The sequence below is a fragment of the Streptomyces sp. NPDC111520 genome (assembly GCF_055635295.1).
This window is the reverse complement of record NZ_JBVKBW010000024.1, coordinates 74740-87532: the sequence shown is the minus strand read 5'-3', so window position 1 is coordinate 87532 and position 12793 is coordinate 74740. Positions and strand designations below refer to the sequence as shown.

The following is a 12793-nucleotide window of genomic DNA, read 5'->3' as shown; positions in this document are numbered from 1 at the left end:
AGACCTGCGCCCGTTCGCGACCGACCTCCAGGAGAACCTCATGACCGAAGCACCATCCACCGCCGCGTCAACGGCCGCTGCGGCCCCGGCCCCGTCCTTTCCCAAGTGGTATCGCTCCCTGCCAAAGGCACACCGTCCGGCGTTCTGGGCCGGATCCGCCGGGTGGGGTCTGGACGCTTTCGACTTCACCACCCTTCCGCTGGCCTTGGGCTCCATAGCCGCCGCGTTCAGCCTGAGCACCACCCAGTCGGGCCTGATCATGACAGTGACCCTCCTGGCCTCGGCCGTCGGCGGAGCCCTGGCAGGCGTGCTGTCGGACCGGGTGGGCCGGGTACGGGTCCTGATGATCACCATCGCGACCTTCGCGGTCTTCACCGCACTGTCCGGGCTGTCCCAGAACTACGGTCAGATGCTGCTCTTCAAAGGGCTCCAAGGCCTCGGGTTCGGTGGCGAATTCGCTGCCGGCGCCGTCCTGATCGCAGAAGTCGCCCCGGCCCGGCACCGTGGCCGGATCCTCGGCTTCGTGCACAGCTCCTACGCGGTCGGCTGGGGCCTGGCCGTCCTCGCTTACACCATCATCTTCAGCCACGCCGGCCCGGACGCCTGGCGCTACCTTTTTCTCATCGGCATCCTGCCCGCGTTCGCGCTGCTCTTCATCCGGCGCAACGTCAAGGACTCCGACGCGTCAGTGCACCATCGCCGCCGGATCGCAAAGGGGACGGCCGGGCCGGCCCGGAGCGGACTCGTCGCACTCTTCCACGGCGACCTACGCCGCACCACCCTGCTCGCCCTGCTGGTCGGGATCGGAGTGCAGGGCGGGTACTTCGCCGTCTTCACCTGGCTGCCCTCCTACCTGCACACGGAGCGCGGTCTGACAGTCGTCGGCACCGGTGGCTACCTCTCAGTCGTCATCGCCGGTTGTTTCCTCGGCTACGTCAGCGCAGGGTTCCTGCACGACTGGATCGGCCGCCGGGCAACGTTCGTCCTGTTCGCGGTCAGCGGCGTGGTGTGCGTGGTGTCGTACACCTGGATCCCCGAGGGGGCCAACGGGCTGCTCCTGGTACTGGGCGCACCATTGGGAACGGCGGCATGCGGATCGCTCGCCGGTACCGGAGTGTTCTTCAGCGAGCTGTTCCCCAGCCCGGTGCGCGGCACGGGTGTCGGAGTCGTCCACAACTTCGGCCGGGGTGTAGCCGCCTTCTTCCCGTCCCTCGTGGGCGCTCTCTCCTCAGCCTTCGGACTGGAGGCGGCCATGGCTGTCGGAGCTCTGGGGTACGTCCTGGTGATCGTCGGAGTACTGGCCCTCCCTGAAACCAGGGGGAGGCAGATCTCCTAGGACCGACGCAACCATCTGTGCGGCATCCCAGGAGATGATCAGGTGGGCGGATCCGACGGCCGCGACGACGACGTCGGCCCGCCTGAGGTGCACGGAGAGGTCTCGGATGCCGGCGTGGCACTGGGTCACCCTGGCGTTCTCTCCACGTCGGCTGACCAACAGCGGCACCGGACGGCCGGTGGTCACGCCGCGGCCTACGACCACCACCATCGCGCTGTCGACTCGCACGCCGTGGCGGTGGAGCAGTGTCAGGACGCCGCTGGGGGTGCAGGGCAGAGGACCGGGGTCGTTCAGGACCAGTCGCCCTAGATTCATCGGGTGCAGGCCATCTGCGTCCTTGCCGGGGTCCATCAGCGGGAGGACGCTGTTCGAGTCGATACGTGCCGCGGACAAGCACAGGTGGACACGTCATCGCGCGACGCTGCAACCCCTGGATGTCACGGTCGGCAGCCGCCACATGACGAGTAAACACCGTGTCCTCGCTGTTAATTACGGCGAAACCGTGCTTGACCCAGCGGCATCAGGCTGCCGAACATTGTCGCGTGGGGTCGCCCGGCTCTGCCCCGCGGCAGCGGTGGCCGACCCGAAGAGGGCGCACGTGCGACTCCGAGTGAGGCGGGCCACGATGGAGGACGATCCGGGTTCTGGGGCGAACAACCGGCGGATGGTGATCCGGCGAAAGCTCACCGCACCCGAGCCCGGTGAGGACCTCGTACCACGGGACCGGCTGACTGAGCACATCCGATCGCTCATCGACGTGCACCCGGTGGTCACGGTATGCGCGAGTGCCGGCGGCGGCAAGACAACGGCCGTCGCGTCGGCGCTACGCGATCTCGAACGCCCCGTCGCCTGGCTGTCGCTCGACGGAACGGAACAGGCACCTGGCCGGTTGCTGGTGTACCTGGAAGCCGCGGTCGAGAAGTACGTCCCGGCAGCCGCCCGCGTCGCCTCCGACGCGCTGCGGAACGGGATCCAGACCGGCGAGGCTGCGGGCCTGCTGGCGGAGAGCCTGGAGGGAAGCCGCCTGGTACTGGTGTGCGACAACGCCGAACGGATCACGGCCCATGAGGGGTCGGTCGTCGTCCTGTCGGCGCTGGCCCGATACCTGCCGGGCGACGTCACCCTGATGCTCATCTCTCGTACGAGCGTCCCGCTGGAGATCGGCTCGATCCGCGACATGGCCCGCGTTGGAGAACTGGGTGAGAGGGACCTGGCGTTCGACGCCGGCGAGGTGGCTGCGGCCCTCCAGTTGATCGGCCACCCCAACGCCGATGTCCAGGACATCGTCGAGATGACGGGGGGCTGGGTAGCGGGAGTGCTCTTCGAGGGCTGGCGGTCCGCGGAGGTGACGAAGAACCAGTCCGACGCCCTGCGCGGCTACCTGTCCGCCAACATCCTGTGCACCCTCTCCGCAGCCGAGCGAGCCTTCCTGCTGCACACAAGTCCCCTGGCGGAGATCTCGGTTGCCGACGCGGTGGCGCTGGGGCAATCCGACGCGGTTCGGCTGATGACCTGCCTGCGGGTCAAGCGGCTGCCCGTCGCCTGGTCCAGAGACGGTAGCCGGCTGACCCCGCATCCCCAGTTCCGCGAGTTCCTTGCAGACGAACTGACCAGGACGGAGGATCCGGAGACCGTACGCCGGCTGCATCGTCAGCACGCGGACCTACTGGTGCAGCGCGGAGAGCTCGAGGAGGCCGTCGACGCGCTCCTGCGCCTTGGCGAGACCGAAGACGCGTGGCGACAGGCCGCGGTCGCCCTTCCCGATCTCGTGGGACGGATGGACTTCGCGCTCGCGGCCCGGTGGCTGGACGCACTGGACGCCTCCAGCAGAACACCCACCCCCGAAGTCGGCACCATGGTCCTGCGTGTGTCCTTCGCCCTCGAACACTGCCGACGTGGCAACGAACTGCTTGAGCGGCACGGCCAGGACTGGTTGCCGTCGCCCGGCTCGCCTCACTTCGACGAAGCCCTCCTGCTCACCACGTGGTGCTTGTGGCACGCCGGCAGGCTTGCAGAAGCACGCGCACTGGCCGACAGGATGCCCGCCGGCCGTTCCCGAGAAGCCGCCGAAAACTTGCTGGCGTTGGCCGACGGCAGTGCCCCGCCCTTCCCTGAGTACGCGCCGGTGCCCTCCGGCACCGCCGACGGAATGCTGATGCGGATCGGATACATACGAGGCCGCCTGAGCGGACTTGACCGGCCTCCCGCCCTTGACCCGTGGCGAACCATGCTCGGCGCGCCGTGGGTCATCGCCGGACTGCGGGCGACCGGGCGCCTGCACGAGGCTATGGAGATGTACGAAGTGCGCCGCGATTCATGGCAGCCCCCTTGGCTGCACGCATTCGACGCCGTCGATCTCATGGTCGACCTCGGCCGGGGCGACGAAGCGATCGCCGCTCTGGAACGCGGCCACCGGCTGATCGCCGAGACGGGCTCCAGGGTCTACCGGGTGTACGGACTCCTGAACGAGGCGAAACTGTGCCTTCGGCTCCACCATGACACCGAGGCGGCCGACCGCGCGCTCGCCGAGGCGGAAGCCAGCGGAGCGGCTGAATATGCGTTCAGCCGCGAACTGTGCCAACTGTGGCGCGGGCTGTCCCTCCTCTTTCGCAACCGGAACGCCGAAGCACGCGAATCACTGGAAGCATGCGTGGAAGGAATGCGACGCGGCGACCGGCGCCTGGAACTCGCAACCGCCGCAGCGTACCTGGCCGAGGCTTACTGGCGACTCGGAGAGGAGGACGCCTCCGACGCGGCCGCCGAACTCGCACTGGCCGAGTCCGCGGCGCAGGGATCACAGCACCTGCTGCTCAGCGCTCTGACCGATGTGCCGGCTGTGGCCGTCAGGGAAGCGGACGCATCCCCGACCCGCATGTCGCGCTGGCATGAACTCACCACCGCCTTGTCCAGACAGGACACGTTGCGGGTCACCACGAGAGCCCCCCGCCTGCTGCTGGAAGAGTTCGGAGAACCCGTCCTCACCGTTGACGGCCAGCAGTCGCCGCTACGACTGAACAAGAGCATCGAGCTGCTCAGCTACCTACTCGGCGCACGACACCCGGTGCCCAGGCAAGAAATCCTGGACGCGCTGTTCGACAACCGGAGTGAGGCCGCCGGACGTAACTACCTGCGCCAAGCGCTGTACCGGCTGCGCGAAGTACTCCCCGAGGACCTCGTACCGCAGCAAGACGGGAATCGCCTCTACCTTGCGCACCCTGACCTCGTCAGCGGCACGGCACAGGTCGTGCTCGACTCGCTCGTCCAGGCCGACCACCAGGACGGGGAGGTCCGCCTGCGTACCATGACCGAGGCGATCGCCCACGCCGACCGGGGACCGTACTTGTCAACACTGACCAGCGTCTGGGCGGAGGAGCGGCGTTCCGAGATCGGCGAACGGGTCACCACCGGCCGCATCGAAGCGGCCAGACTGGCCTTCCGGCTGAGCAGGTACCGGGAGGCCCGCCAGCTTGTGGACGACGTGCTCAAGGTCAGCCCCTACCGCGAGCAGGCATGGCAATTGGCGATTTCACTGGCTCACGCGAGCGGCAGCGACGATGCCGTGCTGGCTCTGTACCAGCGGTACTCGGCGGCGATGCGTGAGTTCGGCGTCGCCCCATCTGCTGAGATACGCCGGCTCGTCAAGCATCTGCGGCGGTAGCGGCCGGTTACGGAAGGATCAAGGCTCCTCCCACCGCAGTCAAGGTTGGCATGATCCGCCAAACGCGCGCGGCATCCGCGGCACAGCACCGTGCTTGAGCCACGTGCTCATCGCGCTTGCGGCGACGGCACGCCCGGTCCCCTGGACGGGCGGCCGTAGCACGTCCGCCGTGCGTGTCCACCATCACGGGGGAAGGCGATGAACGTGACGCCCAGGTCCACCGCGCGGTTGAGCGTGCTCACGGATTCCCGCTCGTCGCCCACCCTATAGTCCCCGCTCATCCCCATCGCGGTGAGGCCCAGCACCGGCACGCGCAGTCGCTGACTGCCGAGGTCCACCGTCCGCATCGAGAATCCCTCTCCCAGTTGTCCAGGTCCGCCGCGGTGCACCCTCACGGCGAACGTCGGCCATAACCAGACCGCCATCACGAAGAGTGCCGAAGGCGCTACGTCGCGTTGGATCGGACCGTTGACGGATCGCATTGAGGCCGAGACTTACCAAGCCCCGTCTTCGAGGTTGTTCGATGCATACCGAACAACCTGCACGCTCACCCTCCACACATGCGCCCGCTCTCTGCGTGACGACGCCCTCACCGTCGGATACACGCGATGTCACATGCCGCCAGTTGTGATCCGATCGGCGCAAAGTCATGCGCATCGAACAAGTTGACGTCGGCCGATCTTGTCAGTGAGGAGCGCCTGGAGCTCCACCCGGCCGGCACCGAATGCGTCGATCATGTAATCGAAGGAGACGTCAACGTTCTCACGGCGAGCCCTGTCCTTCGCTTCCTCCACAGCCCCCATCGCGTCGCCCGCGTGATCCGGGAACTCACCGCGTCGACCACCGCAACGTCCGGTGCGATCCAGCTACCGAACCCGGCCGCCGACCGCGCTCTCAACGATCTCCCGAGCCCGATCCTCGCCGATACCGTTGTAGGCCAGGAACCATCCGAGGACCTGCATGCAGTGCCCGTACCAGCCGCTTTCTGCTTGTGTCCGGTCGGCCACCACGGTGACCAGGCGCGTGCACGCACGCTCCCGGTGCCAGGGATCCACCGAGGAGACGGTCGACGGCGGTGCCAGGGCGGGGAAGCGCTCCGCCAGATCCTCCAGCCAGTCACGCCATTCAAGCAGGGCTGCGACGACCAGCGGGGCCGTCGTGTCCGGAGTCGTGACGGAATGGACGGCGCAGCACCAGGCGCCGACGACCCCGCCATCGGTGTCGCCCTCACCCACCGACCAGTTCCACCCGCAGGCCCATCGGCCGTTGCGGTTCACCAGGAACTCTGTGACGGGAACCAGCGAGCGCCAGCGCTCCTCCTCCGCGGTATCGGCGTTGGGCAGCAAGGGCGCGACAGCACCGGCCAGCTCCTTCGCCGAATCCTCGTCCAGCTCGAACGGATGCCGCAACGGATCCACTTCTGCCCAGGTCAGGGCATGCGCCCACAGCTGAGTCACCACGCCACTCTGCCGTGCGCAGCCGTGCGAAACCAACCTCATATCGAGCACACGGTCATGGCTTAGGGGAACGATCTCCAACGGAACGGGAAGCGATCTTCATCCGTCTCTGGAGTGCCTGGCCAGAGGTGCTCGTGAACAGCCCTGAGGCTATTCGGGATCAGCGTTGGCACAGCAATGCGCTACATCGCTGCCGCACATCCCGAGCGCACGGCCGAGCTCCCGCGGTAGCCGACGCAGGACTCAGTCGGCGGGGACAGCTTCAGGCAGCTCTGCCGACACATCGCGCACGCCCATACGCAGGTGCTCGACGTGGTACAGGGCTTGGTCGAGGAGCTGGGCGACGTGGTTGTCGTAGAGGGCGTAGATGATCGACCGCCCCTGGCGCTCGCCGGCGACCAGACCGAGGTTGCGCAGCAGGCGCAGTTGGTGGGAGCAGGCTGATGCTTCCATGCCGGCCGCTTCGGCGAGGTCGCTCACCGAGCAGGGGCCTTCCCGGAGCCGCGCCAGGATGTGGAGCCGGGACGGGGTTGCGAGGGCCTGGAGGGTGGCGGCGACGTCGGCGGTGCCGACGGCGTCCAGGCGCTCGCGAGTGGTGGCACTGCTGGTTTCGTCGCGTCCGTGGCCCATGGCGCCATCATACCGATAACACATGAAGACCTCTTCATATGTTCCTGTATGGTGGATGTGTTGCCCCCTCCGCCCGCGAAGGGTCCCTTTGTCATGCCTTCTGTCCTGGACCAGCGGTCCGCACCGGCCCTCGCCGACCCTCGGCCGGCAGCCACTACCCGCCGCCGCACCCGGGTCCTGGCGCTACCGGAGGCCCGGTGGGCGCTCGCCGCGCTGGTCCTGTTCCTGTCCGCCCTCCCCCTGCACCTCCTGGGCGCGCCGACGTGGCTGTGGGGAGCGCTGTTCGCCGCCACCTACGTCACCGGCGGGTGGGAACCGGGCTGGGAAGGACTGAAAGCCCTCAAGGACAAGACGCTGGACGTGGACCTGCTGATGGTGGTGGCAGCGCTCGGTGCCGCCGCGATCGGCCAGGTCCTCGACGGCGCGCTGCTGATCGTCATCTTCGCCACCTCCGGCGCCCTGGAAGCGGTCGCCACCGCCCGTACCGCGGACTCCGTACGTGGGCTGCTCGACCTTGCGCCGTCGACCGTCACCAGGGTCATGGCCGGTGGCGGCGAGGAGACCGTCGATGCGCGACGCCTCGTGGTGGGGGACATCGTCCTGGTGCGTCCGGGCGAGCGCGTTGGCGCGGACGGGCAGGTCCTCGAGGGCGCCAGCGACGTCGACCAGGCCACCATCACCGGCGAGCCTCTGCCGGTCGCAAAGCAGATTGGTGACGAGGTGTTCGCCAGCACCGTCAACGGCACCGGCGCCCTGCGAGTACGGGTCGAGCGGGACCCTTCCGACTCGGTGATCGCCCGGATCGTGAAGATGGTCGAGGAAGCATCCGAGACCAAGGCCCCGACGCAGCTGTTCATCGAGAAGATCGAGCAGCGCTACTCGATCGGCATGGTCATCGCGACCCTGGCCGTCTTCGCCGTGCCCCTCGTTTTCGGCGACCATCTGCAGTCGGCTCTGCTGCGGGCCATGACGTTCATGATCGTCGCCTCGCCGTGCGCGGTCGTGCTGTCCACCATGCCGCCCCTGCTGTCCGCGATCGCCAACGCCGGTCGCCACGGCGTCCTGGTCAAGTCAGCCGTCGTCATGGAGCGCCTCGGCCAGATCGACACCGTCGCCCTGGACAAGACCGGCACCCTCACCGAGGGCACACCCCGCCTCACCGACATCCGCCCCCTGCCCGGCAGCGACATGCATCAGGCCGCCCTGCTCCACCTGGCAGCATCGGCCGAGCACCCCAGCGAGCATCCCCTCGCCCGTGCCGTCGTCGACGCAGCCCGCGAGCGCGATCTAGTCCTGGCCGCCGCCGGGGACTTCACCTCCGTGCCCGGCCAGGGCGTCACCGCGATCGTCGATGACCGCACCATCCAGGTCGGCTCCCCCGCACGACTTCTCGCCGCCCCTGGGCCTCACACCGAGGTCGTCACCGAACTGGAGAACACCGGGAAGACCGCAGTGGTCGTGCTACGCGACAGCCGGCCCGTGGGCGTCCTGGGCATCGCCGACCGGCTGCGCCCAAACGCCGCCGCCACCGTTACCGCCCTCAGCCGCCTAACGGGCCGCACCCCGGTCCTGCTGACCGGCGACAACGAACGCGCCGCGCAGCACCTGGCAGCACAGGTGGGCATCGCCGACATCCGCGCCGGACTGCTGCCCCAGGACAAGGTGTCCGCTGTCCAGGAGTGGCAGGCCACCGGGCAGCGAGTGCTGGTGGTCGGGGACGGGGTCAACGACGCCCCCGCGCTGGCCGCCGCCCACTCCGGGATCGCCATGGGCAAGGCCGGCTCGGACCTCGCCCTCGAAACCGCCGACGCCGTCGTCGTCCGCGACGAACTGGCTACCATCCCGGCCGTCATCTCCCTCTCGCGCACCGCCCGCCGACTCGTCGTCCAGAACCTCGCCATCGCGGCCCTGTTCCTCACCGCGCTCGTCGCCTGGGACCTGATCGGCACCCTGCCGCTGCCCCTCGGCGTCGCCGGCCACGAAGGCTCAACCGTCATCGTCGGCCTCAACGGACTGCGCCTGCTCCGCGAGGCCGCCTGGCCCCGCCACACTGACCGCCCCGCCACGTCCGCGGACACCGCCGACCTCGAAAGGCAGGACGCCGCATGACCCCCGAACCGGGCCCGCAGCCCATACCCACCGACCTCCGCATCTGCGGGCTCGGACTCATCCTCAGGGAATGGCACGACGACGACCTGCCCGCCATGGTGACGCTGTTCGACAACCCTGCAGTGGACCGCTTCACCCCACTGCGCTCACCATTCGATCTCCAGGCCGCCCGCGCCTATCTCACACGGGCTCGCCGGCGCCGCACCGAGGGCCGCATCCAGCTCGCCATCACCACCGACGGACAACAACCCCTCGGCGAAATCCTGCTCTTCCCGACAGACACCGGCCCCACCGACGCCGAACTCGCCTACGCCATCGGCCCACAACACCGCCGCCAGCGCCTGGCCACCCGCGCCGTCCAACTGATCAGCACCCACGCCCGCACCCACCTCGGTGTGCACAACGTCGTGCTCCGAATCGCCGCACAGAACACCGCCAGCTCCGCCGTCGCACGCGCCGCCGGCTTCCACCTCACCGCCACACCGCCCACCACCCGCAAAGGAGCCCAAGACCCCCTGCATACCTGGCAGCACCCCCGTTGAGCCCCCCCTCTGAACACAGGTCCCTCATCACCCCCGTCCTTTCTCAGGGGGAGGGCAGTGAATGGCCACTGGCCATATCTCACGGGTCTCCTGCGCCTGGGTGAGGCGGCGGTCGAGTTCGGCGTCCACATCGTCCTGCTCCGCGGGGAGGGGGGCGTAGCCGTTCCGGGCGTTCACGACGGTGCGGGCGGCCGCCGCGGGCGGGGTGTGGCCGGTAGCGTGTGGCGCATCGGGTGCTCTGCCCGCTGCCCGTTCCGGCAGCCGGTGAAGGCAGCCAGACGAGGCGGTTGTGGGTGAGGCATGGGCGGGGGGCGGAAAAGGAGGAGCGGGCGTGCCGAGAGTGCGGCTTCGAGAGCACCAGGTCGATGCGCAGGCGCGGATCCGCCGGTGGGTGGGTTTCCCGGGACGGGCGCCGGTACCGGCTGAGGGTGCGCGGGCCACGCTGGTGTCCGCGACGGGGTCGGGGAAGACGATCACCGCCGCGCAGGCCGCGCTGGACCTATTCCGGGACGGCCGGGTCCTGGTGATGGTGCCCACCTTGGATCTGCTGGTGCAGACCGCGCAGGCATGGCGCCAAGTCGGGCACCGCGGTCCCATGGTCGGGGTGTGCTCGCTGGAGGGCGACGAGGTCCTTGAGCGGCTCGGGGTGCGGGCGACGACGAATCCGGTCCGTCTGGCGTTGTGGGCGGGGTCGGGGCCGGTGGTGGTGCTGGCCACGTACGCCTCGCTGGTGGACCGTGACGACATCGAGGACCTGTCGGGCCGGGTCCGCGGGCCGCTGGAAGCTGCGCTGGCGGGTGGGGCGCGGTTGTACGGGCAGCGGATGGACAGCTTCGACCTGGCGGTCGTGGACGAGGCGCACGGCACGGCCGGGGACCTGGGCCGGGCGTGGGCGGCGATTCACGACAACACCCGCATCCCCGTCTCCTACCGGCTGTACATGACCGCGACCCCACGGATCCTGGCCGCGCCCCGGCCGCCGGTCGGCAAGGACGGCAGCGAGCTGGAGATCGCCTCCATGAGCGACGACCCGGCCGGCACCTACGGCCAGTGGATCTACGAGCTCGGACTGTCCGAAGCCATCGAACGCGGCATCCTCGCCGGCTTCGAAATCGATGTCCTGGAGATCCAGGACCCCGACCTCACCCTCGACGCCTCCGAAGAACAGGTACGGGGCCGGCGCCTCGCGCTCCTGCAGACCGCCCTCCTCGAACACGCCGCCGCACACAACCTGCGCACCGTCATGACGTTCCACCAGCGCGTCGAAGAAGCCGCCGCCTTCGCCGCCAAGCTCCCGGACACCGCAGCAGAGCTGTACGCCAGCGAGCCGTCCGAGCACGCCCGGGCCGAAGCCCAGGCGCTGCCGGCGTCGTCGATCAACGCGGCCTTCTACGACCTCGCCCCGCACCGGCACGCCACCCCGGAGCGCGTGTGGGCACGGTGGCTGTGCGGCGACCACCTCGTCGCCGAACGACGCGAGGTCATCCAGCAGTTCGCAGGCGGCACCGACGCCCACGGGCGCCGCATGCAGCGGGCGTTCCTCGCCAGCGTCCGCGTCCTCGGCGAAGGCGTCGACATCGTCGGGACACGGGGCGTCGAAGCCGTCTGCTTCGCCGACACCCGCGGGTCCCAAGTAGAGATCGTGCAGAACATCGGCCGGGCGCTGCGGCCGAACCTCGACGGCACGACCAAGACCGCCCGCATCATCGTGCCCATCTTCCTCCAGCCCGGCGAAGACCCGGACAACATGATCGCCTCAGCCTCATACCGGCCCCTGGTCGCCGTCCTGCAAGGCTTGCGCAGTCACGACGAACACCTCGTCGAACAGCTCGCCAACCGCGCCCTGAGCAGCGGACAGCGCAAGGTTCACGTGATGCGGGACGCCGAGGGCCGCATCGTCGACGCCGGCAGCAGCACCGACGGCGGCGAGGGCCAGGGCAGCGCGGAGCGCGGCACAGAAACACAGCCCCCGGTGGAATCGGCACTGCTGCACTTCTCCACCCCCCGCGACCCCGCCACCATCGCCGCGTTCCTGCGCACACGCGTCTACCGCCCCGAGTCCCTGGTCTGGCTCGAGGGCTACCAAGCCCTCCGACGCTGGCGCCAGGACAACGCCATCACCGGGCTGCACGCCGTGCCGTATGACACGGAGGTCAAGCTGGGGGTGACCCGGTTCCCCCTCGGACGCTGGATCCACCAGCAACGCCGCGCGCTACGGGCCGGAGAACTCGAAGAACGCCGCAGGAAACTCCTCGACGAACCCGAAGCCGGCATGGTCTGGGAACCCGGCGACCAGGCCTGGGAAACCAAACTCGCCGCATTCCGCTCGTTCTTCAAAGCTCACAAGCACCTCGCCCCCAGACAGGACGCCGTATGGAGCGACAGCCCCGACGGCCAGAGCCCCGTACCCATCGGACAACACCTCGCCAACGTCCGCCGCAAAGACGGCCTCGGCAAAAACCCCGAACGCGCCACAACCCGCGCCGCACAACTCGCCGCGATCGACCCCGACTGGAACTGCCCCTGGCCCCTGGACTGGCAACGCCACCACGCCATCCTGGCCGACCTCGCCGAAACCGAACCCGACCACTCCGTCGCCGGCATCCAACCCGGCGTCATGTACGAAGGCGACGATCTCGGGGCCTGGATCGTGCGGCAAACCAGGAACTGGACCCAGCTCACGCAAGAACAGCAGCGACGCCTCACCACACTCGGCATCACACCCGCCGAAGAACAAGCCACCCCTCCCCCAGCCGGGCAAAGCGCTGGGGTCAAGCCGACGACCAAGGCACAGCAAGCCTTCCAACACGGCCTGACCGCCCTCGCACAGTGGATCGAGCGAGAGGGAGCGGCCCGGCCCGTACCGCGCCAGCACAGCGAAGAGATCATGATCGAAGGCCAGGCAGAACCGGTCGCTGTGCGACTCGGAGTGTGGATCTCCAACACCAAAACCCGGCGCAACAAACTCACCCCCGACCAACGCACCGCCCTACAGGAGTTCGGAGTGGAGTGGGCGTAACGGCCCCCACCAGCGGCCCTGATCTAGTCTGGGATGGCGGGG

General features: G+C 68.9%; 7 protein-coding genes and 1 pseudogene. 5 read left to right on the top strand and 3 right to left on the bottom strand.

The annotated features are described in order from the left end of the window. The first annotated feature begins 40 nt into the window (after positions 1-40). A complete protein-coding gene (locus tag ACZ7MY_RS37485) occupies positions 41-1336 on the top strand; it encodes an MFS transporter (protein WP_499609286.1) in 1296 nt (431 codons plus the stop codon). Here ACZ7MY_RS37485 and ACZ7MY_RS37480 read toward each other — a convergent pair. Further along, positions 1229-1714, bottom strand: a pseudogene (locus ACZ7MY_RS37480) (bifunctional methylenetetrahydrofolate dehydrogenase/methenyltetrahydrofolate cyclohydrolase); the annotation flags it as partial. The gene ACZ7MY_RS37485 and the pseudogene ACZ7MY_RS37480 overlap by 108 nt on opposite strands. Before the next feature lie 247 nt (positions 1715-1961). Between ACZ7MY_RS37480 and ACZ7MY_RS37475 the strand changes: the two are divergent. Continuing rightward, on the top strand, positions 1962-4994 hold the full coding sequence (locus ACZ7MY_RS37475) for an AfsR/SARP family transcriptional regulator (protein ID WP_499609283.1): 3033 nt from the start codon (positions 1962-1964) through the stop codon (positions 4992-4994). A gap of 866 nt (positions 4995-5860) precedes the next feature. Here ACZ7MY_RS37475 and ACZ7MY_RS37470 read toward each other — a convergent pair. Together ACZ7MY_RS37470 and ACZ7MY_RS37465 are read right to left on the bottom strand one after the other, a co-directional pair. After that, the gene (locus ACZ7MY_RS37470) at positions 5861-6451 is read right to left on the bottom strand and encodes a hypothetical protein (protein ID WP_499609280.1); all 591 of its coding nucleotides are present in this window, start codon (positions 6449-6451) and stop codon (positions 5861-5863) included. Positions 6452-6694: 243 nt separating this feature from the next. Continuing rightward, positions 6695-7081 carry an ArsR/SmtB family transcription factor gene (locus ACZ7MY_RS37465; RefSeq protein WP_499609277.1) on the bottom strand — a complete coding sequence of 129 codons (387 nt, stop codon included), beginning with the start codon at positions 7079-7081 and terminating at the stop codon, positions 6695-6697. 93 nt (positions 7082-7174) lie between these two features. On the opposite strand from ACZ7MY_RS37465, the gene ACZ7MY_RS37460 reads away from it, so the two are divergent. The 3 genes from ACZ7MY_RS37460 to ACZ7MY_RS37450 all read left to right on the top strand — a co-directional run bounded on the left by ACZ7MY_RS37460 (position 7175) and on the right by ACZ7MY_RS37450 (position 12751). Further along, the gene (locus ACZ7MY_RS37460) at positions 7175-9190 is read left to right on the top strand and encodes a heavy metal translocating P-type ATPase (RefSeq protein WP_499609275.1); all 2016 of its coding nucleotides are present in this window, start codon (positions 7175-7177) and stop codon (positions 9188-9190) included. Further along, positions 9187-9732: a GNAT family N-acetyltransferase gene (locus ACZ7MY_RS37455; RefSeq protein ID WP_499609273.1), complete on the top strand. Its 546-nt coding sequence runs from the start codon at positions 9187-9189 to the stop codon at positions 9730-9732. Before ACZ7MY_RS37460 ends, ACZ7MY_RS37455 begins: the two co-directional genes overlap by 4 nt. A 331-nt stretch (positions 9733-10063) precedes the next feature. Then, on the top strand, positions 10064-12751 hold the full coding sequence (locus tag ACZ7MY_RS37450; protein WP_499609270.1) for a helicase associated domain-containing protein: 2688 nt from the start codon (positions 10064-10066) through the stop codon (positions 12749-12751). Positions 12752-12793: the final 42 nt, after the last annotated feature.